A 26,131-nucleotide genomic window follows, 5' to 3' on the forward strand; every position below is an offset into this window, starting at 1 on the left:
GCGGCTGCCTCAGGAACGATGCCGGTGGGCCAACGCCTCGTACGACGCCGAGAGCGCCGGCGCCGCCGTCTCGTACGTCCGCTGCGCCACCCCTACGAACAGGCAGTCCACCACAAGGAGCTGACCGGTCCGCGACGACATCGCCGCCGGACGCAGTTCGCTCTCCCGCGCGGTGGACGTGGTGAGGACATGATCGGCGTACTGCGTCACCGGGCCGTCGGGACGGCCCGTGATCGCCACCGTCGTCGCGCCGCGCTCGAAGGCGACCCGCAGTGGCTCGATGACGTCCCCGGTCGACCCGGAGTGCGTGATGGCGATCGCCACGTCACCGGCCCGCAGTTGCACCGCGTTCGTCACGGCCAGATGCGGGTCGCTGTGGGCGTGGGCCATCAGCCCTATGCGCAGCAGCTTCTGCGTGAGGTCCTGGGCGACCAGACCGGACGCCCCGACGCCGTACACATCGGTGCGGCGGGCCGCGACCAGCGCGGTGACGGCGGCGCCCAACTGGACGGTGTCGAGCCCGGCGGCGGTGTCGGCGAGGGTCTGCTGTTCGTCGTAAGCGAGCTTCGCGACCACGTCGGCGATCGGGTCGTCGGCCGCGATGTCCGTGGTGATGGCCGGGGCCCGGCCGGACTGCTGCTGGGCGGCGAGGCCGGCGAGGGCCAGGCGCAGGTCCCGGTAGCCCGGATAGCCCAGCAGCCGGGCGGTGCGTACGACGGTCGCCTCGCTGGTGCCGGTGAGTTCGGCGAGGCCGGTGACCGTGAGGGCCGCGCAGCCGGCCGGGTCGCCCGCGACGGCCTCGGCGACGCGCTGCATGGAACGCGTCATCGACGGGGCCAGGGTGCGGACCTTGGCCGCGAGGGCGGCGGGGGCGGGCGGGGTGCCGAGCGTGCCGACCATGGCACTCGGGCCGGGCGCGCTGTCGCGTTCGCCGACGAAAGTTTCCTTCACTCTACGGGTCACCACTGAAAGATATTTTCGGCTCGGCGTCGGGGTCAAGAGTGCGCACAATGGGGGCATGGAGCCCATCACCCCCCTGGAGCAGACGCTGCACGCCGCGCGGGCCCTCGTGCTGGCCGACCTCGTCGCGGGACGCGTCGCCGAGGCTGACGTCGTCTCCCTGGTCGAGGAGTCCGTCACCCAGCGGCGGTGGTGGGTCGAGCAGTGGCCGGAGGGCGCGCCGTACGTGGCCGGTCTGGTCGCGCAGGACGTACAGGACGCCCTGCTGGAGCGGTACGGCCGTTGGCCGCTGTGCCCGGTGTGCGGCACCGGCGACCCGCACGCGCTGGACGTGGAACCGGTGTTGGGGCCCGACCCGCACTGGGTGTGCGGCGAGGCGGGCGTCAAGGTCGCGGCGGTCGGGTCGCTGGGCGAGGCCATCGGTGGGGCGGCGTCCTCGTGAGGCCCTGGTGACGATCTATATCGACCCGCCGGCCTGGCCCGGGCACGGCCGTATGTGGTCCCACCTGATCAGCGACGTCTCCTACGACGAACTGCACAGCTTCGCCGAACGCCTCGGTGTGCCCCGGCGGGCCTTCGAGCGCGACCACTACGACATCCCCGCCCAGCGGTACGCCGACGCGGTGGGCGCCGGGGCCGTGGAGGTCAGCAGCCGCGAGGTGGTGCGGCTGCTGCACGGGGCGGGGCTGCGGCGGCCCAAGGGCTCTTACCGCTCGCCGGGTTCCCCCAGCTCGTAGGTCACCTGCTCGGTGTTCTCCGCGACGGCCGTGAAGCCGGCGCGGGTGAGGACGCCCCGCGAGGGCGCGTTGTCCTGCTCGACATTCGCGACCACGGTCCGCACCTCGTCCCGGGCCAGGGCCCATTCCGACAGAGCGCGCAGCGCCTCGGTCGCGTACCCCTGCCCGCGTGCCGCCTCGACCAGGTCGTAACCGATCTCCACCCGCCCCGCCTCGTCGGGAACGGCGTGGAACCCCATGGCGCCGAGCGCCTGGTCGTCCTCGCGGCGGACCAGTACGTACATGCCCCACTCCGGCAGGTGGACCCCCTCCTCGTACTGCTTGAACACCAGCCCGGCGCCCACCCGGGTACCCTCGGCCGGGCTTCCTCCGAGCCACTCGAAGCAGCCGCCGTCACCGACCGTGGCAAGGTCGTCGGCCACCCCCGGGGTGACGCCCTCCAGGGTGAGCCGTTCGGTGCCGATCACCAGGTTGTTGTTCCACCGCCACTCGGTGACGGGCGCCCGCCCCGGCAACTCACCCCGTCCGGTGGCCCACAGCAGGGTCTGCCAGGGAGTCGGTCCGGGCTGGACATGCGGAAAGATCCGCCTGAGGACGAAGTCGCACAACTCGGAGTCCGCCTCGTACGCCACGCCCAGCCCCTCGGCGATGTCGTGCGTGTGCAGCAGCACCTCGGCCACGCCCATCGCCGCGAACCCCTCACGGTTCGCGTCGCGGAACGGATACGGATGGAAGGCCCGCACCTGCCGCGGCGTCGTCCGGATCGCCGCAGCGAACAGGGCCCCCATCGTCCTGATCACCCGCACTGCATCCGCGTTGCCGGCCCCCTCCTCCAGCGAGATCTCGAAGGGCGTGTACCCCTCGGGCTCCCGCGCCGCCAACTGCCCCGCATACGCGATGAGATCCTCGGCGATGTGCACGGCCGTCTCCCGGCAGCTCCATGTCACCCGCCCGGCCGGTGTCCCCTCCCAGTCCCGGTCGGTGACTTCCCCCAGCAGTCCCACGCACTCGTCGACGGCCTGCTCCACCTGTTCGGCGCCCGTTGTCCACATGGTGGGGAGGCTACGAGGGGGTGGGGGGTGAGAGCGACAGCATTTCCAGCTCGGCGGTGAGGTTGTAGCGGGCCGTCGCCTCCCACTTCGCCGCTCCGTATGGGGTCCTGAACAGCCTCGGCAGGGCGAGGAGTTGGCGCAGGATCGTGGCGCGGCCCGTGCGGAAGGCGTCGTTCGGGACGAAGTGGTACTCCTCGCGGACGGCGGTGGTGTAGGCCGCGTACGCCGACGGGGGCGAGGCGAGGATCGCCAGGTCGGCGTCGCACAGGACCTGGCCGTCGGGGTCGTCGTCGGCGGGGTCGTGGGTGATGGTGAGGCGGACCAGGCGGGCCACCTCGGCGGTCTTGGCGGCGGGGACACCGGCCTCCGCGAGGGCGCGTTCGGCGAGGCGGGCGGAGCGTTCCTCGTTCTCGGAGCGGTCGGGGAGGTAGACCGCGTCATGGAACCAGGCGGCCAGCCGCACCACGTCCGGGTCGTGCGCGTGCCGCTCCAGTACGTCGATGTGCTCGAGGACCGCCGTGAGGTGCTCGACCGTGTGGTAGCGGCGCTGGGGCTCCTGCCAGCGGGTGAGGAGGTTGTCCGCGTACGGCGCCGGGTCGGGGCCGCCGGCCGGGCCTCGGGCTCCTTCCAGGGCGCGGGCGAAGCGGGTGCGCAGGGTGTCGGGATCGGCCATGGCGTCATTCTCCCGCTGACCCGGGGGTGGGACCTAGCGTGGGTTCCATGACGACTCCTGCTGATGTGCACGACGTACGGGACCCCGAACAGCCCGGGCGGCTGCTCACGATCGAGCGTGACGCGCTGATCCCGCTGCTGCGGGGCAGGGCCGAGGGGGACTTCGCACGGCCCGTGGCCGCGTGTCCGGGCTGGACGGTGCGGGACGTGCTGGCGCACTGTTCCGCCGCGCTGACGCGGGTGGCGGAGGGCCGGTTCGAGGCGGGCGTGTTCTCGCCCGAGTCGAACGACCAGGACATCGCCGAACGGGAGGGCTGGAGCGACGGCCGGGTCGTCGACGAGCTGGAGCGCGGGTTGAGCGAGGCCGGGGCCGTGATCGCCGGGGCGGAGGGGAAGCTGGACGGCCTCGCGCTCGGGGAGTGGGTGCACGCCGGGGACGTGCGTGAGGCCCTCGGGGAGCCGGGGGCGTACGGCGGGGCCGGCCTGCCCGACGCGCTCGCGCTGCTCGCCCGGCTCACCCGTGAGCGGGGCCACGCGCCGCTGCACGCCGACCTCGACGACCTGGACGAGCCGCTGCGCCTGGGCGAGAGCGGCGGGGAGCGGCCCCCGGGGCGTTTCATCGGGGACGGGCCGACCCTCGTACGGCTGTACACGGGGCGGCCGGTCGGCGGGGCTCCCGCGTTCGAGCTGGCCGGGGTGGAGGCGAAGGAGCTGAACATCTTCGGGTGAAGACCCCGAGGGGAGGGATGAAGGGCCTGGCCCGCGGGAAGTAGTCTGGATTGGACTAGACCTGTGGGTGGGTTGCGGCCGCCCTCGACGCGGATGAATGGGGCCCCATGAGCAAGCGTGCAGTCCTGGAGGTGATCGCCCTCGGCGTCGAGGACGCGGTCGCCGCCCAGGCGGGAGGCGCGGACCGCCTCGAGCTGGTCACCGACATGGCGGCCGACGGGCTCACCCCGTCGGCCGCCACGGTCGCCGGGATCCGCCGGGCCGTCGGCCTCTCGCTGCGGGTGATGCTCCGGCTCGCGGACGGCTTCGCGGCGGGGGACGCCGACCGGCTGGTCCGGGTGGCGGGCGAGCTGCGGGAGGCCGGGGCCGAGGAGTTCGTGCTGGGCTTCCTCGACGCGGGGGGTGGCGTGGATCTCGCGGCTGTGGAGCGGGTGGTGGGAGTGCTGGACGGCTGCCCGTGGACCTTCCACCGGGCGATCGACCGGGCCGCCGACCGGGACGCCCTGCGCAAGCAGCTGGACGGGATGCCCGGGCTCGACACGTATCTCACCGCCGGATCGGCCGACGGGGTCGACGACGGGTTTTCCGTACTGCTCGCGGAGGCGGCCCGCCGAGGAGAGCCGGGGTACGAGCAGCACCTGCTGGTGGGGGGCGGGCTGCGGCTCGACCACGTGCCGACGCTGCTGGCGGCCGGGGTCGACGGCTTCCACATCGGCGGGGCGGCCCGGCCGCAGGGCTGGGAGGCGCCGGTGTCGGCGGAGGCCGTGGCGCGGTGGCGGACCGCCCTGGACGCCGCCCCCGCAAAGCCGCCGATGCGGCGATCGGGGCCACCAAGCAGGCCCTGATCGAGATGGGCCGCAAACACGGGCGCGATGTGCGCCTCGTACATCCCGCGCACACCACCATGGACTGCGCACAGTGCGGAGCGAGAACCAAGCACGCACTTCCTCTGTCGGAACGCACCTACACCTGCACCGCCTGCGGAACCGTCTCGACACGAGACAGTCGCGACCTGAGCGGTCAGGGAGACGCGGGCGCACGGGCCCTCCCGACGCTTCAGCGAAGGGTGGTTGACGCCAGTTGCGGCGGCAGCCCGGCCGCGTGCGTCACGGTCAGGCCCGACACGGCTCGGGTCAGCGCCACGTACAGGCGGCGCAGGCCGGTGCGCTCGTCCGGCTCGCCGTCGACCACCGCCCGCGGCTCGTCCAGGACGACGTAGTCGTACTCCAGACCCTTCGCGAGGGACGCCGGGACCAGGGTCAGGCGGGTTTCCCGAGTCGTCTCCTCGCCCGGGCCGAGGTACGGGATCCCGGCCTCCGCCAGGGCCCGTGCCAGCTCCGGGACCCGGGCGTCCGCCGCGATCAGGCCGGTCGAGCCCTCGTGGCGCAGCGACTCGCGGCAGGCTCCGACCACGTCGGCGGCCCCGGAGACCGCCCGGACCTCGAAGTGGCCCGGGTTCTCGCGGATCGACACGACCGGGGTGAGGCCCGGGGCGATGTGCGGCAGCAGCCGGGAGGCGTAGGTGATGACGTCCGTCGGCACGCGGAAACCGGCCGTCAGCTCCTCCACCAACGCGTCCTGTTTGCCCAGGTGGGTGAGCGCCTCCTGCCAGCCGCGGGTCGCCCAGGGCGTGGTGCCCTGCGCCAGGTCGCCGAGGACGGTCGCGCTGCCGGTGGTGCAGCGGCGGCCGACCGCCCGGTACTGCATGGGGGAGAGGTCCTGCGCCTCGTCGAGGACGACATGCCCGAGGGAGTGCGTGCGCTGGATCAGGTCGGTGGCCTCGTCGATGAGGACGGCGTCGGCCGTCGCCCACTTGGCGGACTTGACGCTGCGCGCCGGCTTGGCCCAGAGGATCGCCTTCTGTTCGTCCTCGTCGAGGATCTCCTCGGCGTGTTCGGCGAGGAAGTCCGCGTCCGACAGCAGGCGCAGCACCAGTTTCGCCGGGTCGACGGCCGGCCAGATCGCCTTGACCGCCGCCTTGACCGCGCTGTTGCGGGCCACCGCGTCCTGCACCCGGTCGTCCGGCGCCTCGCCCGAGCGCTCCATCTGCACCAGCACGGCGTGCGCGATGCGCTGCGGCAGGGCCTCGCGGGCGGCGCCGTAGCGGATGTCGCGGTCGAGCAACTCGCGGACGATGTCCTCCAGTTCGTACGCCGCGACCCGCCACCGGCGGGAGCCGCGCACGACCACGACCGGCTCGGTGGGCAGGGTGACGTGCGCGTAGAGGGCCCTGCGCAGCACCTGCGCCATGCGGGCATCGCCCTTGACGACCGCGGCCGTCGCGTCGTCCGTGCCCTTGATCTCGACGTGGGCCACCAGGTCCTCGACGGTGGCCTGCTGGACGGTCAACTCGCCCAGCGCGGGCAGAACTTGCTCGATGTAGTGCAGGAAGGACCGGTTGGGTCCGATGACCAGGGTGCCGGTGCGGGCCAGGCGCTCGCGGTGGGCGTAGAGGAGGTAGGCGACCCGGTGCAGGCCGACGGCGGTCTTCCCGGTGCCCGGGCCGCCCTGTACGCACACCGTGCCGGAGAGTCCGGACCGCACGATCTCGTCCTGCTCGGGCTGGATCGTCGCGACGATGTCCCGCATCGGGCCGACACGCGGACGCTCGATCTCCTGCTGGAGGAGTGTGCTCGTGCGCGCCGCCTCGGCCGGGTCCGAGAGGTGCTCGTCCTCGTACGCCGTGAGGTCGCCGCCCGTGTAGCCGAAGCGGCGGCGCAGCGCGATGTCCAGCGGGTTTTTCTTGGAGGCCCGGTAGAACGGCTGCGAGACCGGTGCGCGCCAGTCGATCACCATGGGGTCGCCGTCGGCGTCGTGCACATGCCGCCGCCCGATGTAGAAGCGCTCGCACTCCGCGCCCTCCGCCCGCTCGGCGCCCGGAGTGTGCAGATAGTCGAGTCGCCCGAAGAACAGCGGGGTGTCGCTGAGGTCGGCCAGGGCCTTGACGCGTTCCTCGATCTGGTGGGCCAGCACCTCCGCGTTGACCCAGTTCGCGGTGACGTCTCTGATGTCGAGGGCCTCGACGTCCTCGCGCATGGCACGCAGGGCGGAACGGGACGCGGCGAGGTGGGAGCGCTCACGGGAGAGCGGGTCGTCGACGGGCGTGGACAAGGGGGTGCCTCCGGAGGACCTGCTGAAGAGATGGCGGTGAGATACCGGCCGGTTTCCGTCCGGTCGGCGGCGCTCCGTGGGGGAGGCGGGCAAGAGCGGAGATCTTAGAGGAGCGGGCGTGACGGCCGCCAACGGTTTTTCCCGCCCCCCTGTTTCCCGCCCCCCTGTTTCCCGCCCCCCTGTTTCCCGCCTCCTGTTTCCCGCCCCCCGTTTCCCATCCCCTAGGGGACGAGGCCCTCCTTCCTGAGGGGCAGGAGTCGGTCCGCAGGCGTACGGACGGAGTACGCAGGTTCGGTCCCCAGACCGACGCGGGCTTTACGGGCGAAACCGCACCATGGAGACATGAGCGCAGCAACCCTCTCCCCCGCCCCCGCACCGGGCCGGCCGCCGGGTGCCACCGCCGTGACCGGCAGCCACCGCCACCGCCTCGGCGACGCCCTGCGCGCCGTCAAGGTCTTCGCGGGCGCCGCCTTCGACGTGATCGTCCTCGGCCAGTACGGCGAGGAGGTCGGCGTGGTCCGCCGCAAGTGAGCCGACGGACCGCCCCACCGGACGGACCGACCGGTCTCAGCTGTCGGCCAGCAGTTCGTCCGCGTCCACGATGCGGTAGGCGTAGCCCTGTTCCGCCAGGAAGCGCTGCCGGTGGGCCGCGAAGTCCTGGTCGATGGTGTCCCGGGCGACCACGGAGTAGAAGTGGGCCTGGTGGCCGTCCGACTTGGGGCGGAGCACGCGGCCGAGACGCTGGGCCTCCTCCTGGCGGGAGCCGAAGGTGCCCGACACCTGGATCGCGACCGTCGCCTCCGGCAGGTCGATCGAGAAGTTCGCGACCTTGGAGACCACCAGCACGCTGATCTCGCCCTCGCGGAAGGCGTCGAAGAGCTTCTCGCGCTGCGCGTTCGACGTCTCGCCCTTGATCACGGGCGCGCCCAGGTGCTCACCCAGCTCGTCGAGCTGGTCGATGTACTGGCCGATCACGAGGATCTGCTGCCCGGCGAAGCGCCGGACGATCGCCTCGGTGACCTTCCGCTTGGTCGCGGTCGTGGCGCAGAAGCGGTACTTCTCCTCCGTCTCGGCCGTGGCGTAGGCGAGCCGCTCGGTGTCCGTCAGATTGACCCGGACCTCGACGCAGTCGGCGGGCGCGATATAGCCCTGCGCCTCGATCTCCTTCCACGGCGCGTCGAACCGCTTGGGCCCGATCAGGGAGAACACGTCCGACTCGCGGCCGTCCTCGCGCACCAGGGTGGCCGTCAGGCCGAGCCGGCGACGGGCCTGCAGATCCGCGGTGAACTTGAAGACCGGCGCCGGCAGCAGGTGGACCTCGTCGTAGACGACCAGGCCCCAGTCCCGCGAGTCGAACAGCTCCAGGTGCGGATAGACGCCCTTCCGCTTGGTCGTCAGCACCTGGTACGTGGCGATCGTGACGGGCCGGATCTCCTTCCGCGTCCCGCTGTACTCGCCGATCTCCTCCTCGGTCAGCGAGGTCCGCCGCACCAGCTCGTGCTTCCACTGCCGGGCGGAGACGGTGTTCGTGACGAGGATCAGCGTCGTGGACTTCGCCTGCGCCATCGACCCGGCCCCGACCAGCGTCTTCCCGGCGCCGCAGGGCAGCACGACGACGCCGGAGCCGCCGTGCCAGAAGTTCTCGACCGCCTGCTTCTGGTACGGCCGCAGCGCCCAGCCGTCCTCGGCCAGCTCGATCGGGTGCGCCTCGCCGTCGACGTACCCGGCGAGGTCCTCGGCCGGCCAGCCCAGCTTCAGCAGGGTCTGCTTGATCTGCCCGCGCTCGGAGGGGTGCACGGCGACGGTGTCCGGGTCGATCCGGGCGCCGACCAGCGGCGTGACCCGCTTCGACCGCAGGATCTCCTCCAGCACCGGCCGGTCGGTGGTCGTCAGGACCAGGCCGTGCGCCGGGTGCTTGGACAGGGTGAGCCGGCCGTAGCGGTCCATCGTCTCGGCGATGTCGACGAGCAGCGCGTGCGGCACCGGATAGCGGCTGTACTCCACCAGCGCGTCCACGACCTGCTCGGCGTCGTGTCCCGCCGCGCGCGCGTTCCACAGGCCCAGCGGGGTCACCCGGTAGGTGTGGATGTGCTCGGGCGCCCGCTCCAGCTCCGCGAAGGGGGCGATGACGCGACGGCAGTCGTCGGCCCGCTCGTGGTCGACTTCCAGGAGCAAGGTCTTGTCGGACTGGACGATCAGCGGACCATTCACGCGCGGCACCCTTTCTGCGGCCAAACGTCCAGTGTGCCTGATCGATACGCCCGGGGGTGTGATCTGCGCTGCTGGAACGACACCGGTCCTACAGAATGCCTTTTCATCCCAACGTGTGGTGTGAATTCAGTTTTTCCACGGTAGCCCCGAAGAATGGCGAACCGTGCAGAATACGCCGACTACCACGCTCGGATACGCCCTGTTCGCCACCCGCTGGCTCCAGGCCCCGCTGTACTTCGGGCTGGTGGCCGCCCAGGGCGTCTACGTCTACAAGTTCTTCAAGGAACTCTGGACCTTAATCCTCATGTGCGTGAGCGGGCACGCCACCGAGACGTACGTGATGCTCGCCGTGCTCAAGCTCGTCGACGTCGTCATGATCGCCAACCTGCTGATCATGGTGATCGTCGGCGGCTACGAGACCTTCGTCTCGCGCATCGGCCTCCAGGGCCACCGTGACCAGCCGGAATGGCTCTCGCACGTCAACTCCAATGTACTGAAGGTCAAGCTCGCCACCGCGATCGTGGGCATCTCCTCGGTGCATCTGCTCCAGATGTTCGTGGACGTCCACCACACCTCCCACCACGCGCTGATGTGGGGGACGGTGATCCACATGGCGTTCATCGCCTCGGCGGCGATCCTCGCGTACATGTCGGGCCCGATGGCCGCGCAGAGCGACCGCGGTCATGCCGACCGCGGTCATGCCGACCACGGACATGCCGACCGCGGTCATGCCGACCGCGGTCATGCCGACCACGGACACGCCGACCGTGCGCCGGCCGGGCACCCGCAGGTCGTGCGCCCGCAGCCGGGCCAGGAGACCCCGGCGGCCACGCTGCCCCATCCCCGGCAGCCGGAGCCGGAGCCGGAGCCGGTGCCCGTGCCGGAACCGGACGCGGACGCCGAGGCGCGGATCCGCGCGGCCGGCTTCCCCGCCCGCAAGCTGCTGGAGGACTTCGACCAGCAGCACCCCCGGGGCTTCGACCGGGAGACCGTGGCCCGACTCGGCAAGGCGGACTTCGTCACGGCCCGGCACAACGTGGTGTTCGTCGGCCCGACCGGCACCGGCAAGACGCACCTGGCCGTCGCCCTGGGCGTGCGGGCCTGCCAGGCCGGACACCGGGTGCTGTTCGCGACCGCCGCCGAGTGGGCCGCCCGGCTGTCCGACGCCCGGGCCGCCGGCCGGCTCGAGGCGGAGCTGGCCGCCCTCGACGAACATCCCCTCCTGGTCGTCGACGAGATCGGCTACACGCCCTTCGACGCGGCCACCGCGGGCCTGTTCTTCCAGCTGGTCGCGCACCGCTACGAGCGTGGCTCGCTGATCGTGACCAGCGACCGCCCGCTCGGCCGCTGGGACGAGGTCTTCGGTACCTCCGCACCCGCGATGGTGGACCGCCTCGCCCATCACGCCGAGGTGGTCCGGCTGGAGGGAGACAGTTACCGGACGCGCCGCGCTACCGCAGCGTGGACAGACTGATGGTGTTGACCAGCGGGCCCTCGACGGCGACGCCTTCGCCCACCAGGGGTTCGGAGTGGGCCGCCGGGATCGGCAGCGGCAGCGCGGGCGGGGCCGCCGCGGCCGAGGACGCGAGCACGCCCACGAGGGCGGCGGCGGAGAGTACGACGGCGGGAAGCTTTTCACGCATGGCGGCAGGGCCTTTCACGGGCTGAGCGGTGAGGGACACCGCACCGCGGGCCGGCCCGGAACGCGGGGCCGGCCCCGACGGGTGCGCGGAGGCGGATCAGATCTGCGGCGTCTCGATGACAAGGCCGGCGACATCGATGCCGACCGCCGCGGCCGGGGTGGCGAGACCACCGAACATCATCAGGGCGGCGGTGGCCAGGACGGCGGTGACTCGACGGACAGCGCGCATGCTGGGACTTCCTTTCGACAGTGCTCACAGGAACACCCGGTGGCTGCCCCCGGCCACAGCGCGTGATGCGGCACGCCCGGCAAGGTCGCCCAAGGGTGGGACATCCCCGGCGTGGCGTGCATGAACGGCGGTGTGCACCCGAACGGGTGAGAAGCGACCCTGCCCGGGAGGGGTCAGCCGGAGTCGTCCGCCAGCTCCGCGACCCCGGTGATCCGGTGCAGCGGATACGTACGGACCTCGTCCGCCGTGTGGTCGTACGCCGTGACGAAGCCGCCCTCGACGCGGATGGGCGCGATGACCCGCTGGCTGGCCGTGCCCTCGGCGTTGACGTAGCCGATCCACAGGGCCTCGCCGGTCAGGACGGCGGCCTGCATGGTGGCGAGGGTCTCGGCGGAACCGGTGCGGGGCAGCTCGCCGTTGACCGCCGGAGCGGTGCCGGGCTTGCGCGGGGTGGTGGAGGCGAGGTCGCCGGCCCGGATGGCGCGCAGCGCCGCCGCGAGGAGGACGTCGTCGGGGACCGGCGGGCCGTCCGGCACCGGCTCGGGTGCCGTACGGGGCGGGGTGCGATGGGCGAGGGCGCGGGTGATCAGCACATCGCCCTCGGCGGACTCGGCGGCCGGCGCGAACCCCATCGACCGCAGGCCTTCGAGGAGCCCCGCGGGGTCGGCCTGTGCGGCCAGCACGGTCGGGGCGAGCCGGCGCAGGCCCAGGCCCGCGGCCCGCTTGTCGGCGAGGATCTCGTTGAGCACCGCGTCGTCGTCGCAGCGCACATACGCCGAGGCCGCGCCGACGCGCAGATGGCCGTGCCTGCGGGCCACGTCGTCGATCAGGTAGGCGAGCGGCTGCGGCACCGGCGTACGGGAGTGCGCGGCGAGGAAGGCGTGCAGGTCGGAGGCGGCCTGCCCGGCGTCGAGCGCGCGCCGTACAGAGCCGGGCGTGAACCGGTAGACGGTGGCCCCGCCCTTGGACTCGACGTCCGCCAGCACCCCGAGCATGTCGGCGAGCGGGCGCCGCAGGGGCCCGGGCGCCACCGCGGTCAGGTCGGCCTGGAGCAGCACGTGGTCCAGCGGCTCGGGCAGCTGGGGTGTGAGGAGCCGGGCCGCGGCGGCGGAGGCGACGGCCTGCTCGGCGGGGGAGAGCGGGACGACCGGGACGGTGCGGTGGTGGTGGACGGGGAGTTTGTCTCCCGGACCGCTGTCTCCCGGGCCGGAGCCCTCCGCTTCAGGGTGCCGTACGGCCGCCGCCGCGCCCAGCAGGGCCCGGCCATGGGCCGACAACGCGCCCCGGCCGGTGACGCCCAGCAGCTCCGCCTCGGACAGGGCCCACTGGGCGAGGCGGGCGCGCGGGTCGTCCTCGGGCCGCGCGCCGCGCGGGGGGCGCTCCCAGCGCAGCCGGGCGAGCACCGACCCGGCGTCCGGAGCGGCCCCCTCCGGCAGCCCGGCCAGCAGCGCCAGCACCCGGTGCCGTACCTCGGGCGCCGCCGAACGGTCCAGGCCCGGCCCGAGCGCCGACAACGTACGGTCCTTAGCGTCCCGCCCGCCCACCAGCCCCGCCGTCCGGGTCGCCGCGAGCCACGCCGAGGCCAGCCGCGACCAGCGCTCGGCGGCGGGCGCCTCCAGCCACTCGTCGTAGGCCGGGGTCGCCGCGTACCGCTCGTCGGCCTCCCCGTCCGCGGCGATCAGGCCCGCCGCGTACGCCAGTTCCACCCAGAACGCGGCGACCGGCTCGGGCACGTCGAGGGCTACGGCGGTCCGCTTCAGGTCCCGCACGCTCAGCCCACCGGCCCGCAGCACCGCGGGCCCGCCCTCGTCCCAGTCCTTCAGCAGCTCCTCGACGGTCGCCAGCGCGGTGTACGCCTGGCCGGCCGCCGTACTGTCCACAACCTGTGGACGATGCACGGCGGTGACCTCGACCACCGGCGGCACGGGCTCGGGCGTCCGGTGCGCCAGCCCCCGCCGCAGGTGCAGGGCGACCTCGCGCGGCAGGACGACCGTCCCCGGCGCGGTCGGCAGCAGCAGTCCCCGGTCCAGCAGCCAGCGCAGCCGCGCTGCCGGGTCCGGGGTGACCTGCCCGTACGGCGGTCCCCACACCAGGCGTTCGAGTACCTCCAGAGAGTCGGCCGGGGCGTCGGCGAGCAGCGCGGCCATCCGGGTCCGGTCCGTGAACAGGCCGGTGAGGGCGGTCACCGCGGAGACCGAGTCATGGGTCGAGGACAGCCCGGCGGCCGTGACGATCTCCTGGATCCGCCCCGGGGACATCCCGGCGGTGGCCTCCTGGACCGTGGGGCCGAGACCGGTCGGCGAGGGGTGCTGCGGCGCGGGCGCCAGCAGTTCACGTGCCGTACGGACCAGCCGCAGCCGGTCGTCGCCGCCCCAGACCAGGGCCTGCTCGCGCAGGATGTCCAGGGCGTGCGGCAGGGCGGCGACGACGGCCGGGTCGGCGTCGTCCCCGGCGGTGAGCCCGAGCAGTTCGTCGTACGTCGCCGGGTCCGCCGCCACGGCCAGCGCCTCCGCCGTCTGCAGCGTGAACCGGTCCAGCCGCTCCAGGGCCCGTACGACCGAGGCGCGGGTGCCGGCCCGGGTCGCGAGCTGCGTGAGGTCGGTCGGCACGGGCGTGATGAGGTCCGGGCGGCTGCGCAGCAGCGCGCCCAGCGGGACATCGCCCCGCGCGCGGAGCGCTTCCGCGAGGGAGCGGGGGGCCGGGGGCCTGTCCTCGGTGCTCATCCGGTCCACGGTAGCGGGTCGCCTCCGGCGGCCGGGCCGACCTCGTGCCGGCTCGGCCCCGATCGCCGGACGGTCTTTTTGGCCGACCCGCTGGTCCTCGCGATACCGTCGTCCGACGGCGTCAGCCAACGCACCCGCCCCGGAGGGGACTTCGTGGGGATTGAGAGCGACCAGGTCGTTTACGAGTATCTGAGCCGCGTCGGCGACGTGGCCCAGCAGCGGCAGTTGTCCTCGGCCACCCGGATGCGCCTGGTCGCTGACCTGCGCAACGAGATCGACCGGCGCCGCGCGAAAGCCACCGTCGACTCGCCCGCCGCCGTCCGGCGCATCCTGACCCGCATGGGCAGCCCCGACGAGGTCGTGGCGGCAGCGGCGGAAGGCACCGGCGGTGCGCCGCGGAGCGCCGCCCCCGCCTCCGTCCCCGTGCAGCGCGAGGCCGAGCCGGAGGAGCGGGCGAAGGGGGTGCTGCGGCGTGTCGTCCCGCGGCCCCGCCCGGCGCGGCCCGCCGGGGAGTCGCACCCGGCGCCCGCCGAGGGCCCGGCCCCACCGCACCTGGCCGCCGGGCACGAGCTCGGCGACAGCGTCGTCCAGCCCGACTGGTGGCGGGTGGACAGCAGCCCGTTCGGCGTGGGCGAGGAGGTGCCGGGCTTCGTGGGCGGCGTGGAACTGCCGGACCTGCTGAAGCCGCCGCAGCCGAGGAAGCCGGAGAAGGAGAAAGCGGCGGTCGAGGAGGCCGAGCCGGCCGTCGCGGCCGTCGAGGAAGCAGCCGAGACCGGTACCCGTCGCCGCCGCCTCCCTCGTCTGGCCTCCGGCAGCTGGAGCAATCCGCTGCTCCTCGCCGCGGCGGGGCTGCTCGTCGCGGGCGCCGTGCTCGGCAACTGGTTCGTGCTCCTCCTCGGCTGGCTCATCGCCTACGCCTCGCGCCGCCTGACCCAGGCGGAGACGAAGTGGGCGGTCATGGTCCTGCCCGGGCTCGCCGTCACGTCCGGCCTGGTCTGGCTCTGGGGCAGGATGAACGGCCGCTGGGGCACTCCGATCGCCGAGGGCCACATGAACGACGCGGTCTCCGAGACCTGGCCCTGGGTGGTCCGGGGCGCGGCGGTGGCGTCGGCGCTGTTCCTGGTGTGGCGCTCGCAGCGGCAGAGGTAGCCGGCGCCCCGGGCACCCAGGAGGCCTGCCCGCCAGACGCCCTGGGCACAATGGCCCATATGGCACTCACCGTCGGTTTCGACCTGGACATGACCCTCATCGACTCCCGCCCCGGCATCCGCGCCTGCTACCAGGCGCTGTCCGAGCGGACGGGGACGTACATCGACGCCGACCTGACGGTCACGCGGCTCGGGCCGCCGCTGGCCGAGGAGCTGATCAACTGGTTCCCGGCCGAGGAGGTCGGGGACATGGCCGACCTGTACCGCGAGATGTACCCGTCGATCGCCATCGCCGCGACCCCGGCGATGACCGGCGCCGGTGATGCCATCGCGGCCGTACGGGAGGCCGGCGGGCGCGCGATAGTCGTCACCGCCAAGTACGAGCCCAACGCCAAGCTGCACCTCGCCCACCTCGGCATCGAGCCCGACGCGGTGATCGGCGATCTGTGGGCCGAGCAGAAGGCGGAGGCGCTGCGCGAGCACGACGCGGCCGTCTATGTCGGCGACCACGTCGGAGACGTGCGCGGCGCCCGGGCGGCCGACGCGCTGTCCGTCGCGGTGGCCACCGGCCCCTGCCCCCCGGAGGAACTGCGCGCGGCGGGCGCGGACGTCGTCCTCACCGATCTGACCGAATTCCCCGGGTGGCTTTCGGACTACCGCCCCGCACGCGCCTGACGCCGGCCGGCCGACACGGAACGCAGTACTCCCGCGCCGGCCATCAGGAAACCGACCGCCATGAGCATGCTCAATCCGAACATGTACGTCGGAAAGGGCGTCGTCCCGAGGAACAGCGGGGCGACCGTGACCAGTGTGGCCACGGCGCCGATGAAGAAGACGATGGCACCGGCACGGACCAGACGGTCACCGGGCGCGGCGGAATTCGTTTGGGTTTTGTCAGGCACCGGACCAGGGTAGTTCCCAGCCCGAAGGAACAACCCGGTGACGTCTTGTCACCGGCCTGAAGAGCATTAGCCTTGGTACCGGCGGGTCCGTGCGGCCCGCCCGAGTGCTATCAAGAGCCGTTTCCCGAAGCAGTTTTCCGACGAGTACGAGGACGAGGACAGACGTGCCTACCGGCAAGGTCAAGTGGTTCAACAGCGAGAAGGGCTTCGGCTTTCTCTCCCGCGACGACGGCGGTGACGTCTTCGTCCATTCCTCGGTCCTCCCCGCCGGAGTCGAGACGCTCAAGCCCGGACAGCGAGTGGAGTTCGGGGTGGTCGCCGGGCAGCGCGGCGACCAGGCACTGTCCCTGACGATTCTGGACCCGACCCCCTCGGTCGCCGCCGCGACGCGCAAGAAGCCGGACGAACTCGCCTCCATCGTCCAGGACCTCACGACGCTGCTGGAGAACATCACCCCGATGCTGGAGCGGGGCCGTTATCCCGAGCGGACCTCCGGCAAGAAGATCGCCGGTCTGCTGCGGGCGGTCGCCGACCAGCTGGACGTCTGAATCCCCTAGGGGAATCGCAGCGCGTTAGGGCCGAGGGGCGGCACCAGCCCCTCGGCCGCCGCGCGTGTCAGCAGTCCGCGTACGGCCGCGTAGCCGTCCTCGCCGAGGCCGGCCGTGAACTCGTTGACGTACAGCCCGATGTGCTGGTCGGCGACGGCCGGGTCCATCTCCTGGGCGTGCTCCATGACGTACGGGCGGGACACCTCGGGGTCGTCCCAGGCGGCCCGCACGGACGTCCGGATGGAGTCGGCGAGCAGTCGCAGCTTCTGCTCGCCCAGCGACCGCTTGGCGATGATCGCGCCCAGCGGGATCGGCAGCCCGGTGGTGTGCTCCCAGTGCTCGCCCATGTCGGCGAGCTTGTGCAGGCCGTAGCCGCCGTACGTGAAGCGTGCCTCGTGGATCACGAGCCCCGCGTCGACCTTCCCGTCCCGCACGGCCGGCATGATCTCGTGGAACGGCATGACGACGATCTCGCCGACCCCGTCGCCCAGGGTGTCGGCGGCCCACAGCCGGAACAGCAGATAGGCGGTGGACTTCTCGCTGGGCACGGCGACCCTGCGCCCGGCGAGATCGACGTCCGCCTCCCGCGTCAGCACCAGCGGCCCGCAGCCCCGCCCCAGGGCACCCCCGCAGGGCAGCAGCGCGTACTCGTCGAGGACGTACGGCAGCACGGCGTACGACACCTTCAGTACGTCGAACTCGCCGCGCTCGGCCATGCCGTTGGTGACGTCGATGTCGGCGAAGGTCACGTCGAGGGCGGGGGCGCCGGGGACGCGGCCGTGGGCCAGGGCGTCGAAGACGAAGGTGTCGTTCGGGCAGGGGGAGTACGCGATCTGCAACTGGTCACTGGTCATGCCGGTTCCAACTCTCCAGTACGGGCACGAGCTTCCCGAAACCCTCGGTCAAAGCGGCCAGGGCGTCCCCGATGCGCCAGGCGGCGCGGTCCCGCGGCCCGACGGGATTGGAGATCGCCCGGATCTCCAGCACGGGCACCCCGTGCGCGCCGGCGGCCTCGGCGACACCGAAGCCCTCCATGGCCTCCGCGAGAGCGGTGGGGTGCCGCTCGCGTAGCGCGGTGGCTCGGGCGGCCGTCCCGGTCACGGTGGACACGGTGAGCACGGCCCCGGTCCGGGCCCCGGCGGCGTCGGCGACCCGCCGTACGAGGTCCTCGGGCGGGTGGTGACGTACGGTCCCGAACCCGAGTTCCGTGACCGACAGGAACCCGTCGGGCGTCTCGGCACCCAGATCGGCCGCGACGATCTCATCGGCGACGACGAGCGCCCCCACGGGTGCCTCCGGCTGGAATCCGCCACCGATCCCGGCGGAGACGACGAGGTCGTAGGGGGTGCCCTGGAGGGACGCGGCGGTGAGGGCGGAGGCGGTCGAGGCGGCGGCCAGGGCAGGCCCCACACCGGCGTCGATCACGTCAATACGGTCGCGCGCCGTCGCGCCGCTACCGCCGTGGGCAGCCGCGCCGCTACCGCCGTGGGCAGTCGTTCCGCTGGGGCGGAACGGGTGGGCACGGCCCACAACGCCGAGCGCCTCGTCGTCGGACCCCGGCGAAAACCCACCGAAGGCCTCTGCCACCGCGTCCCTCTCCACAGAAACAGCGGTGGCGACAAGCACCCTGCCCAGCCCAGCGCCAGCGATTACGCGTCCTTCTCCAGCTTGAAGTTCCACAGGCCGGACGTGTCCTTCTCGCCCTCCTTGATGGACACCAGCGTCGAGTTGCCCTGCGCGCCGTACTGGGCGTTGAAGAACACGCTGCCCGGGACGGTGCGGTACGTCTTCGTGCTGGTGTCGGTCAGCGGCTGACCGTTCATCAGGATCGTCCAGCCCTTGTCGGCGATCTCCGGGTCGACACCAAAGCGCACGGTCTCGTCCGGGTCGACCGAGATGGACTTGATGCCCTTGTCCTTCAGGCACTGCGTGAGGTCGGCGGGCTTCAGGGCGTCGCCCTCGCCGCCACAGGTGGCCTCGGAGTTCACCGAGTCGCTGCCCACGGTGACCGTGGCCATCGGCGTCGGCTTGTCACAGGCCGACAGGACGAGCAGTCCGGCGGATACGACACCGGCGACAGCGACGGCGCGGCGGCGTCGCACTACGGATTGCAACGTGTTCATGGGCGAAGGTTATCCGGCACGCGGGTCGGACCGCCCACGCGGGGTACGGCTCCCGCGGAGATCCGTCAGGAGATCCATCAGAAGGGCCCTACGCCACGCGCGGCCGCGTCGCACCGCCGCGCCGGGCCGAGTCGATCAGCCCCCGTACGGTCGTCAGCCACCCGGTGCCGATGATCGCGGCGCCCACCGCCAGCCCGACCGTGCCGTTGAGCGGCAGCGCGATGCCGACCGCCCCGCCCAGCACCCAGGCCATCTGCAGCAGTGTCTCGGAGCGGGCGAAGGCCGAGGTCCGGACCAGCTCGGGCACGTCCCGCTGGATCAGCGCGTCCAGGGACAGCTTGGCCAGGGCCTGTGCGAAGCCGGCCATCGCGGCCAGGCAGGCCACCATGGCCGCGCTGAAGAACACCGAGGCCATGATCGCCACGCCCAGCACACATGCCACGACCGTCACGATGATGATCTCCGGTGCCCGGGAGCGCAGCCACGCCCCGACCGCCGTGCCGAGCGCGTTGCCCGCGCCCGCCGAGACGCCCACGATCCCCAGGGACACGGCGGCGGTCTGGCCGGAGACCGGGTGCTCGCGGAGCAGGAAGGCGAGGAAGAAGATCAGGAAGCCGGTGAGGCAGCGGATGGAGGCGTTGGCGGCCAGGGCGTGGGTGACGGCAGGGCCGACCGTGCGCAGCCCGGGGCGTTTGACGGGGCGGCGGTGCGGGCCGTGCAGATGCTGTTCGTCCGCGGCCAGCAGCGCGGTGTCCTCGCCCTTGGCGGAGTCGACCTTGGGCGGCAGCGTGAACGACAGGACCGTCCCCGCGACGAAGAGCACGAAGGCGCCGTAGAGCGGCCAGCGCGGCCCGATCTGCTGGAGTCCGATGCCGATCGGGGCGGCGATGCCGGTGGCGAGGAGCCCGCCGAGGGTGACGCGCGAATTGGCCTTCACGAGGGAGAAGCCGGGCGGCAGCAGCCGGGGCACGACGGCGCTTCTGACCACCCCGTACGCCTTCGACGAGACGAGGACGCCGAGCGCCGCCGGGTACAGCTCGATACCGCCCGTGACGACGGCTCCGGACAGGACGATCGCGAGCAGCGCCCGGGCCAGCATCGCGCCGGCCATGGCCGCCCGGCGGCCGTGCGGGATGCGGTCGAGGAGGGGGCCGATCACCGGCGCGAGGAGAGTGAAGGGCGCCATGGTGATGGCGAGGTACAGCGCGACGCGGCCGCGGGCCTCGTCGGTCGGGACGGAGAAGAAGACGGTAGAGGCGAGGGCGACGGTGACCATGACGTCGCCGGCGCCGTTCACGCCGTGCAGCTCGATCAGCTTGCCGAGGCCGGACTCGCCGGCGCCGTGCGCGTGGGTGGCCTTGCGGATGCCGCGGGCGGTTCCGGTGACCGGGAAGTGCAGGGCACGGCCGACCGCGCGGAGGGAGCCGCGCATACGGCCCGGTCCGCTCAGTCGGCTGCTTCCCTTGACGGGCGTCTTCGCGGCTGCCACGACGTCATAGTGCCCCGAGAAGGCTGTGGGTAGTGCCATTACCGCTTGTATAGGGCCTGTGGGGTGACTGTCGGGCGACCGTCCGGTCGCCGGTCCTGGGACCGTCGGTGTACGCGAAGTGGGGCGGAAGGGTAGCGTGCGTATCTCAGCCATCCCGCAAAATGGATGAAGGACGTCGACGCGGTCCCCCGGTCCGCTCCGTCCGCCCCCGCGCTGGGAGTGGCGCACTCGTCAGACGGCGTATGGAGAGAAGCGATACCTGTGAGCGCAGCGACAACGCGAAGCCGCACCCCTGACCGTCTGTGCGCCGAGGCCGTCGACCTCGCGCGCGCCGCAGCCGAGGAGGCCGCGGCGCCAGGGATCGTCGGCGAGCACGTGGGGACGGTCTCCGAGGGGGACCGCGTTGTCACACACTTCTTCGAGTGCCGGGAGCTCGGGTACCGGGGCTGGCGCTGGGCCGTGACCGTGGCCCGGGCGTCCCGGGCCAAGATCGTCACGGTGGACGAGGCGGCGCTGCTGCCCGGCCCGGACGCGGTGCTCGCGCCCGAGTGGGTGCCGTGGAGCGAGCGGCTGCGCCCCGGCGACATGGGGCCGGGCGACCTGCTGCCGACGGACGCGGAGGATCTGCGTCTGGAGCCCGGCTGGAGCGGCGAGGACGAGCCCCCGCCGAACTCCGTCGTCTCCGACGAGATGGCAGCCCTGGCGGAAGCCGAGGACGCGGACGTCACCGCGGGGCCCCTGGCCGTCCCGGCCCGCGGCTCGATCGCGGCAGTGGCCGAGGAACTCGGCGTGCACCGCGCCCGGGTGCTCTCCCGCTTCGGCCTGCACATCGCCGCCGACCGCTGGGAGGAGGCGTTCGGCGCCAAGACCCCGATGGCGCAGGCGGCCCCCGCGGCCTGCGTGAGCTGTGGCTTCCTGGCCCGGATCGGCGGCTCCCTCGGCCAGGCCTTCGGCGTCTGCGCCAACGAGTTCTCCCCGGCCGACGGGCGGGTCGTCTCCCTGGCCTACGGTTGCGGCGGCCACTCGGAGGCCGCGGTCATGCCCCGCCCCCCGCAGCCGCCCTCCCCGGTCATCGACGAGACCCGGGTCGACCCGTTCCCGCTGCGCCCGGCGCCGGACTCGGGGTCGGTAGCGGCGACGGCGGACGAGGACACGGAGGAACTGGGGCACTCGTAGGCGGGTCCTCGCCCGGCCGCTGAGCGGCTGTTCGTCCTGCTCGTCCGAGAAGATCTGCTCGGACATCCAGAACCTCCAGGACGTCTTCGGCACCCCGCCGAGCCCCGCCCTCGGCCCGGCCCTCTTCACGGGCTTCGTCGCGGATTTCTTCCGAGATGTGCGACTTGTAGAAGGAGAGGTCCACGGCCACCAGGTTCCTCTGAGAGTCCCGGCGTCAGGGAAGCGGTGGAGGGGGCGCCACCAACCCCGTCCGGGCCCGTTTCGTGGCGCACGCGGACCGGGGCTGAGAGGGGCGGGCGGCGCGCGCACCCCCGTCCCCCAAGCGGTACCGTCTCCTCACGTCGACGAGGAGAAGGAACGGCAACGTGAGCAGCAAGTTCGTGCGGCCCGCCGCCGAGGGGGCCGATCCGTTCGGTACCGCGCGTCTGCGGCGCGGTGTCCTCGACGCCTGGGCCACCAGCCCCGCCCGGTTCCGTGAGGACGCCAACGCCGAGGAGGACCTGGTCCTCGGCGGCTACCGGGACCGGCTCGTCGTCGAGCTCGCCCAGAACGCCGCCGACGCGGCGGCCCGGGCGGGGGTGCCGGGACGACTGCGGCTCACCCTCCGCGACGGGGTCCTCGTCGCCGCCAACACCGGCGCTCCGCTGGACGCGGCCGGGGTGGAGTCGCTGTCCACGCTGCGGGCCTCCGCGAAGCGGGAGAGCCACGAGCGGGCCGTCGGGCGCTTCGGCGTCGGGTTCGCCGCCGTCCTCGCGGTCACCGACGAGCCGGCCGTCGTCGGCCGGCACGGCGGAGTGCGCTGGTCCCTCGCCGAGGCGCGGGAGCTGGCCGCCGATGTCGCCCGGCACAGCCCCGGGCTCGGGGACGAGATCCGGCGGCGTGACGGTCATGTACCGCTGCTGCGGCTGCCGTTCGCCGCCGAGGGCACCGCCCCCGGCCCGTACGACACCGCCGTCATCCTGCCTCTGCGCGACGCGGCCGCCGCCGACCTCGCCGAGCGGCTCCTGCACGCCGTCGACGACGCGCTGCTGCTCGCCCTCCCGGGCCTCGAAGAGGTCGTCGTGGAGGTCAACGGGGAGAGCCCCAGGACCATCACCCGCCGCACCGACGGCCCTTTCATCGTCATCGACGACTCCGGCGACGGCGTCACCCACTGGCGTACCACCGAGGCCCACGGTCCCCTCACCCCCGACCTGCTCGCCGACCGGCCCGTCGAGGAGCGGCTGCGGCCGCGGTGGTCCGTCACCTGGGCCGTGCCCGTCGACAGCGACGGCAGCCCGGCCCGGCCCCGCACCAGCCCGGTCGTGCACGCCCCCACGCCGAGCGACGAGCCGCTCGGTGTCCCGGCCCTGCTCATCGCCACGTTCCCGCTGGACTCCACCCGCCGGCACGCCGCCCCGGGACCGCTGACCGACTTCCTCGTCCAGCGCGCGGCCGACGCGTACGCCGAACTCCTCGGCGACTGGCGGCCGGTGACCGCCGGGATCATCGGCCTCGTGCCCGGACCGCTCGGCAAGGGCGAGCTGGACGGCGCCCTGCGCCAGGCGATCCTGGAGCGGCTGCCGCGCACTGAGTTTCTCCCGCCCGCCCACCCGTCGTCCCTACCGCCCGCCGCCGAGCCCCGCGAACACGACGGCGACGACGACCTGCCCGAGTCCCTGCGGCCCCGTGACGCCGAGATCGTCGAGGGCGCGGGCGCGGACACCGTGCGGGTCCTCGCCGAGGTGCTGCCCACCCTGCTGCCCGGGGGGCTGGAGCGGCGCGCGGAGCTGCGGACCCTGGGCGTCGCCCGGGTCCCGCTGACCGACGCGATCGACCGGCTGGCCGGACTCGAGAAGGACCCCGGCTGGTGGCGGCGGCTCTACGACAGCCTCGCCGGGGTGGACCCCGACCGGCTGTCGGGCCTCCCCGTGCCGCTCGCGGACGGGCGTACGACGATCGGCCCCCGGCAGGTGCTCCTGCCCAGCGCGGAGGCCGCCCGCATCGACCCCGAGGTGCTGGCCCGGCTCGGTCTGAAGGTCGCCCACCCGGACGCCGCCCACCCGCTCCTGGAGAAGCTCGGCGCCCTGCCGGCCACTCCGCGTGCCGTGCTCACCACCCCGCAGGTACGGGCCGCCGTCGCCGCGTCCCTGGACGACGACGGCGGTGTGAACTGGGAAGAGGACACCCTCGACGCCGACGAACTGGCCGACACCGTGCTCGCGCTGGTGCGGGACGCCGGCCTGGAGCCCGGCGACGAGCCCTGGCTCGGCGCCCTGGCCCTGCCCGACGAGGACGGCGAACCCGCCCCCGCGTGCGAACTCGTCCTCCCCGGCAGCCCCTTCGCCCAGGTGATGCGCGAGGGCGAACTCGCCGCCGTGGACGCCGAGCTGGCCGGCAGGTGGGGCGAGCAGCCGCTCGCCGCCTGCGGGGTCCTGGCGAACTTCGCGCTCGTCCGCGCCACCGACGTCGTCCTCGACCCGGACGAACTGGAGCCCCGCGAGGGCGACTTCGCCGAGCCCGACGACGTGGGCCTGCTGGACGCCGTCGACGTGTGGTGCGAGGACATCCTCGACCGTTTCCCGGACAGCCCGGTCCCGCCGGTCGCGACGGAGATCATCGCCGTACGGGACCTGGACCTGGTCGACGAGGACAAGTGGGCCCAGGCCCTGGCCATGCTGTCGCAGCCGCCCTTCCGCGACGCGATCGTCCAGCCCGTGCGGATCCTGCTGCACGACGGGACGCACGAGGTCGTACGGCCGTACGCCGCGTGGTGGCTGCGCGGGAACCCGGTGCTCGACGGCCGCCGCCCGGCCGGTCTGCGCGCAGCCGGCGGTGACCCGCTGCTGCGCGGGCTGTACGACGAGGCCGACGCCACCGGATTCGAAGACGAACAGGTGCTGCGCGCGCTGGGGGTTCGGACGTCCGTCGCCGCGCTGCTGGACGAGCCCGGCGGTGCCGCCGAGCTGCTCGACCGGCTCGCCGAGCCCGAGCGCGAGGTGGCGGACGCCCAACTGCACGCCCTCTACGGCGCGCTGGCCGAGCTGGACCCGGAGCAGGTGACCCTGCCGGACGAGCTGCGCGCGGTCGTCGACGGCCAGGTGGAGGTCGTGGACGCGGCCGACGCCGTGGTCGTCGACTCGCCTGACCTGCTGCCCTTCACCTCGGGCGTCCCGCTGCTGCCGGTCCGCCCCTCCCGGGCCGCCGATCTGGCCGAGCTGTTCCAGGTGCGGCGGCTGAGCGAGTCCGTCACCGGGGAGGTCGGCTCCGAGGGCGTCGAGCACGACGTACCGGAGCCGGTGCGGCTGCTGCTCGGCCGGCTGACCCCGTCCTCCTACGTCGAACACGAGGAACTCGTCGTCGACGGTGTGGAGATCGACTGGCGGCTGACCGACGACGGTGTCCTGCACGCCGCCACCCTGGAGGGCGTCGCCGCGGGGCTGGCCTGGGCGGCCGGGCAGTGGCCGCGGCGGTTCGAGGTGGCCGCGCTGCTGGAGGATCCGTCCCGGACGGAGGAACTGGAGCGGGACCGGTGGTTCGACTGAGCCTCAGGGGACGCCCCGGCGGCTCGTGAAAACTTCCGCACAAATTTTTCACCAGTCGTACAACCAAGCGCACCACTCGGGGATCTGATCACGTGAGTCAACAGACTCCACGATCACTTGGGCCCCAGGAGCCGACGACGAGCGCCGGGGCCCCTCTCCACCTGGAGAACGCATGCGTATCCGAGCCACCGTGGCCGCCGTCACCGGCGCCCTGGCCCTCTCCGCCTTCGCCGTGCCGGCCGCGCAGGCCGCCGAGCCGAAGGTTCCCGCGGACATCGCCGCCGCCAGTGCGGTCGTCCACGCCGACTCCGGCCGGTCGGCCCTCGCCGCCGCCGCGGAGGGCACGCCGTACGCCCTGAACGCGACCTTCTCCTCGGTCAAGGTCAACAACGGCAAGAACATCTCCGCCGGCACCACCAACGTGGTGAACGTTCCCGTCTCCTTCAAGCTGACGCACGGCGCGGACGTCGACATCCACGCGGCCGACTTCTTCGCGGGCATCGAGCTGTACCGCGGCGCCTCGTTCGAGGAGTCGGCCTTCTTCTTCGACAGCAACGACGCGAGCTGCACGGACTCCTCCGCGACCGTCGCCAACTGCAAGGCCACCGTCTCGATCGACCCGTTCGCGCTGCTGAACGAGGACGCCGGCTCCTGGAAGGCCGCGGGCTTCGCGGTCGCGTTCAACGGCGAGGACCCGGAGAACCCGAACCTGGACAAGGTCGGTGTCGCGGTGACGGACCCGACCAACTCCTTCAAGCTCCAGCGCTACTCCAAGCTGACGGTCAACGCCTCGCCGGAGCCGGTGAAGAAGGGCAAGACCATCACCGTCACCGGCAAGCTGTCCCGCGCGAACTGGGACGACAACAAGTACCACGGCTACACCAACCAGTCGGTGAAACTGCAGTTCCGCAAGAAGAACTCCAACACCTACACCACGGTGAAGACCATCAAGTCGAACTCCACGGGTGAGCTGAAGACCACGGTCAAGGCCTCTGTGGACGGCTACTTCCGCTACTCCTTCGCGGGCACGACGACCACCCCGGCGGTCAACGCCACGGGCGACTTCGTCGACGTGAAGTAGCCGCGCCCCTAAAGGGGCGCGGGGAACCGCGCGACCAGCCACGACGGTCCCGCGGACGACATCCGGCGGCAGTC

The 26,131-nt window shown here is 72.9% G+C and carries 25 protein-coding genes and 1 pseudogene; 13 read left to right on the forward strand and 13 right to left on the reverse strand.

Going from position 1 to position 26,131, the window contains the following annotated elements; translation table 11 throughout:
• Positions 1-9: 9 nt before the first annotated feature.
• Positions 10-963 carry a MurR/RpiR family transcriptional regulator gene (locus tag OG542_RS22440; protein WP_408057782.1) on the reverse strand — a complete coding sequence of 318 codons (954 nt, stop codon included), beginning with the start codon at positions 961-963 and terminating at the stop codon, positions 10-12.
• A 55-nt stretch (positions 964-1,018) separates the two neighbouring features.
• Here OG542_RS22440 and OG542_RS22445 point away from each other — a divergent pair, with 55 nt between their 5' ends.
• Complete coding sequence (locus tag OG542_RS22445; RefSeq protein ID WP_193479737.1) at positions 1,019-1,402, forward strand: hypothetical protein; 384 nt, start codon at positions 1,019-1,021, stop codon at positions 1,400-1,402.
• 7 nt (positions 1,403-1,409) lie between these two features.
• Positions 1,410-1,697 carry a DUF4031 domain-containing protein gene (locus tag OG542_RS22450; RefSeq protein WP_328413319.1) on the forward strand — a complete coding sequence of 96 codons (288 nt, stop codon included), beginning with the start codon at positions 1,410-1,412 and terminating at the stop codon, positions 1,695-1,697.
• On the opposite strand, the gene OG542_RS22455 is transcribed toward OG542_RS22450, so the two are convergent.
• Together OG542_RS22455 and OG542_RS22460 are read right to left on the reverse strand one after the other, a co-directional pair.
• Positions 1,667-2,725 carry a GNAT family N-acetyltransferase gene (locus OG542_RS22455; RefSeq protein WP_328418050.1) on the reverse strand — a complete coding sequence of 353 codons (1,059 nt, stop codon included), beginning with the start codon at positions 2,723-2,725 and terminating at the stop codon, positions 1,667-1,669. The two genes, OG542_RS22450 and OG542_RS22455, sit on opposite strands and share 31 nt — an antisense overlap.
• Positions 2,726-2,759: 34 nt before the next feature.
• Positions 2,760-3,422, reverse strand: a complete 663-nt coding sequence (locus OG542_RS22460; RefSeq protein WP_328413321.1) for an HD domain-containing protein — start codon at positions 3,420-3,422, stop codon at positions 2,760-2,762.
• Positions 3,423-3,469: 47 nt separating this feature from the next.
• Here OG542_RS22460 and OG542_RS22465 point away from each other — a divergent pair, with 47 nt between their 5' ends.
• The 3 genes and pseudogenes from OG542_RS22465 to OG542_RS22475 form a co-directional block, all read left to right on the forward strand.
• Positions 3,470-4,150, forward strand: a complete 681-nt coding sequence (locus OG542_RS22465) for a maleylpyruvate isomerase family mycothiol-dependent enzyme (protein WP_328413322.1) — start codon at positions 3,470-3,472, stop codon at positions 4,148-4,150.
• A gap of 107 nt (positions 4,151-4,257) precedes the next feature.
• Complete coding sequence (locus tag OG542_RS22470) at positions 4,258-4,995, forward strand: copper homeostasis protein CutC (protein WP_328413324.1); 738 nt, start codon at positions 4,258-4,260, stop codon at positions 4,993-4,995.
• Positions 4,950-5,153 (forward strand): annotated as a pseudogene (locus OG542_RS22475) (zinc ribbon domain-containing protein); the annotation flags it as partial. The gene OG542_RS22470 and the pseudogene OG542_RS22475, both read left to right, overlap by 46 nt.
• A 53-nt stretch (positions 5,154-5,206) precedes the next feature.
• Here OG542_RS22475 and OG542_RS22480 read toward each other — a convergent pair.
• Positions 5,207-7,261: a HelD family protein gene (locus tag OG542_RS22480; protein ID WP_328413326.1), complete on the reverse strand. Its 2,055-nt coding sequence runs from the start codon at positions 7,259-7,261 to the stop codon at positions 5,207-5,209.
• A gap of 342 nt (positions 7,262-7,603) precedes the next feature.
• On the opposite strand from OG542_RS22480, the gene OG542_RS22485 reads away from it, so the two are divergent.
• On the forward strand, positions 7,604-7,792 hold the full coding sequence (locus tag OG542_RS22485) for a hypothetical protein (RefSeq protein WP_184599430.1): 189 nt from the start codon (positions 7,604-7,606) through the stop codon (positions 7,790-7,792).
• A 36-nt stretch (positions 7,793-7,828) separates the two neighbouring features.
• Here the strand turns inward: OG542_RS22485 and OG542_RS22490 are convergent, their stop codons facing one another.
• A complete protein-coding gene (locus OG542_RS22490) occupies positions 7,829-9,472 on the reverse strand; it encodes a DNA repair helicase XPB (protein WP_328413328.1) in 1,644 nt (547 codons plus the stop codon).
• A 163-nt stretch (positions 9,473-9,635) separates the two neighbouring features.
• On the opposite strand from OG542_RS22490, the gene istB reads away from it, so the two are divergent.
• Positions 9,636-10,946: an IS21-like element helper ATPase IstB gene (gene istB / locus OG542_RS22495; RefSeq protein WP_328413330.1), complete on the forward strand. Its 1,311-nt coding sequence runs from the start codon at positions 9,636-9,638 to the stop codon at positions 10,944-10,946.
• Here istB and OG542_RS22500 read toward each other — a convergent pair.
• From OG542_RS22500 to OG542_RS22510, 3 genes are all read right to left on the reverse strand, one after another.
• Entirely contained in the window at positions 10,924-11,115 is a 192-nt protein-coding gene (locus OG542_RS22500; protein WP_311126345.1) for a hypothetical protein, read from the reverse strand. The two genes, istB and OG542_RS22500, sit on opposite strands and share 23 nt — an antisense overlap.
• Before the next feature lie 96 nt (positions 11,116-11,211).
• Positions 11,212-11,343, reverse strand: a complete 132-nt coding sequence (locus OG542_RS22505) for a hypothetical protein (protein WP_311126344.1) — start codon at positions 11,341-11,343, stop codon at positions 11,212-11,214.
• Positions 11,344-11,516: 173 nt separating this feature from the next.
• Positions 11,517-14,066, reverse strand: a complete 2,550-nt coding sequence (locus tag OG542_RS22510; protein ID WP_328413334.1) for a helicase C-terminal domain-containing protein — start codon at positions 14,064-14,066, stop codon at positions 11,517-11,519.
• A gap of 153 nt (positions 14,067-14,219) precedes the next feature.
• On the opposite strand from OG542_RS22510, the gene OG542_RS22515 reads away from it, so the two are divergent.
• Positions 14,220-15,215, forward strand: coding sequence for a hypothetical protein (locus OG542_RS22515; RefSeq protein ID WP_328413336.1), 996 nt, complete (start codon positions 14,220-14,222; stop codon positions 15,213-15,215).
• Positions 15,216-15,265: 50 nt separating this feature from the next.
• Positions 15,266-15,889, forward strand: a complete 624-nt coding sequence (locus OG542_RS22520) for an HAD family hydrolase (RefSeq protein WP_328413338.1) — start codon at positions 15,266-15,268, stop codon at positions 15,887-15,889.
• Here OG542_RS22520 and OG542_RS22525 read toward each other — a convergent pair.
• Positions 15,868-16,116: a hypothetical protein gene (locus tag OG542_RS22525; RefSeq protein ID WP_311126340.1), complete on the reverse strand. Its 249-nt coding sequence runs from the start codon at positions 16,114-16,116 to the stop codon at positions 15,868-15,870. The genes OG542_RS22520 and OG542_RS22525 overlap by 22 nt on opposite strands.
• A 164-nt stretch (positions 16,117-16,280) precedes the next feature.
• Between OG542_RS22525 and OG542_RS22530 the strand changes: the two genes are divergently transcribed.
• Entirely contained in the window at positions 16,281-16,664 is a 384-nt protein-coding gene (locus tag OG542_RS22530; protein ID WP_189729237.1) for a cold-shock protein, read from the forward strand.
• Positions 16,665-16,669: 5 nt separating this feature from the next.
• Here the strand turns inward: OG542_RS22530 and OG542_RS22535 are convergent, their stop codons facing one another.
• The 4 genes from OG542_RS22535 to OG542_RS22550 all read right to left on the reverse strand — a co-directional run bounded on the left by OG542_RS22535 (position 16,670) and on the right by OG542_RS22550 (position 20,276).
• Positions 16,670-17,518: a 1,4-dihydroxy-6-naphthoate synthase gene (locus OG542_RS22535; protein WP_328413340.1), complete on the reverse strand. Its 849-nt coding sequence runs from the start codon at positions 17,516-17,518 to the stop codon at positions 16,670-16,672.
• Positions 17,508-18,344, reverse strand: a complete 837-nt coding sequence (locus tag OG542_RS22540; protein ID WP_408057783.1) for a futalosine hydrolase — start codon at positions 18,342-18,344, stop codon at positions 17,508-17,510. Before OG542_RS22540 ends, OG542_RS22535 begins: the two co-directional genes overlap by 11 nt.
• Positions 18,314-18,787 carry a DUF2771 domain-containing protein gene (locus tag OG542_RS22545; protein ID WP_230529446.1) on the reverse strand — a complete coding sequence of 158 codons (474 nt, stop codon included), beginning with the start codon at positions 18,785-18,787 and terminating at the stop codon, positions 18,314-18,316. Before OG542_RS22545 ends, OG542_RS22540 begins: the two co-directional genes overlap by 31 nt.
• Positions 18,788-18,875: 88 nt before the next feature.
• Positions 18,876-20,276, reverse strand: coding sequence for an MFS transporter (locus OG542_RS22550; protein WP_385866873.1), 1,401 nt, complete (start codon positions 20,274-20,276; stop codon positions 18,876-18,878).
• A gap of 261 nt (positions 20,277-20,537) precedes the next feature.
• On the opposite strand from OG542_RS22550, the gene OG542_RS22555 reads away from it, so the two are divergent.
• From OG542_RS22555 to OG542_RS22565, 3 genes are all read left to right on the forward strand, one after another.
• Positions 20,538-21,452: a DUF3027 domain-containing protein gene (locus OG542_RS22555; protein ID WP_328413344.1), complete on the forward strand. Its 915-nt coding sequence runs from the start codon at positions 20,538-20,540 to the stop codon at positions 21,450-21,452.
• Positions 21,453-21,817: 365 nt separating this feature from the next.
• Positions 21,818-24,976, forward strand: coding sequence for a sacsin N-terminal ATP-binding-like domain-containing protein (locus OG542_RS22560; RefSeq protein WP_328413346.1), 3,159 nt, complete (start codon positions 21,818-21,820; stop codon positions 24,974-24,976).
• 172 nt (positions 24,977-25,148) lie between these two features.
• A complete protein-coding gene (locus OG542_RS22565; protein WP_328413348.1) occupies positions 25,149-26,057 on the forward strand; it encodes a hypothetical protein in 909 nt (302 codons plus the stop codon).
• Positions 26,058-26,131 lie beyond the last annotated feature (74 nt).

It is taken from the genome of Streptomyces violaceus (assembly GCF_036014075.1).
Taxonomy (GTDB): domain Bacteria; phylum Actinomycetota; class Actinomycetes; order Streptomycetales; family Streptomycetaceae; genus Streptomyces; species Streptomyces violaceus.

Coding starts and splice junctions, on each gene's coding strand:
- OG542_RS22485 (WP_184599430.1), top strand. CDS start 7,604: ATGAGCGCAGCAACCCTCTCCCCCGCCCCCGCACCGGGCCGGCCGCCG.
- OG542_RS22535 (WP_328413340.1), bottom strand. CDS start 17,518: ATGACCAGTGACCAGTTGCAGATCGCGTACTCCCCCTGCCCGAACGAC.
- OG542_RS22520 (WP_328413338.1), top strand. CDS start 15,266: ATGGCCCATATGGCACTCACCGTCGGTTTCGACCTGGACATGACCCTC.
- OG542_RS22465 (WP_328413322.1), top strand. CDS start 3,470: ATGACGACTCCTGCTGATGTGCACGACGTACGGGACCCCGAACAGCCC.
- OG542_RS22460 (WP_328413321.1), bottom strand. CDS start 3,422: ATGGCCGATCCCGACACCCTGCGCACCCGCTTCGCCCGCGCCCTGGAA.
- OG542_RS22510 (WP_328413334.1), bottom strand. CDS start 14,066: ATGAGCACCGAGGACAGGCCCCCGGCCCCCCGCTCCCTCGCGGAAGCG.
- OG542_RS22500 (WP_311126345.1), bottom strand. CDS start 11,115: ATGCGTGAAAAGCTTCCCGCCGTCGTACTCTCCGCCGCCGCCCTCGTG.
- OG542_RS22505 (WP_311126344.1), bottom strand. CDS start 11,343: ATGCGCGCTGTCCGTCGAGTCACCGCCGTCCTGGCCACCGCCGCCCTG.
- OG542_RS22565 (WP_328413348.1), top strand. CDS start 25,149: ATGCGTATCCGAGCCACCGTGGCCGCCGTCACCGGCGCCCTGGCCCTC.
- OG542_RS22470 (WP_328413324.1), top strand. CDS start 4,258: ATGAGCAAGCGTGCAGTCCTGGAGGTGATCGCCCTCGGCGTCGAGGAC.
- OG542_RS22545 (WP_230529446.1), bottom strand. CDS start 18,787: ATGAACACGTTGCAATCCGTAGTGCGACGCCGCCGCGCCGTCGCTGTC.
- OG542_RS22445 (WP_193479737.1), top strand. CDS start 1,019: ATGGAGCCCATCACCCCCCTGGAGCAGACGCTGCACGCCGCGCGGGCC.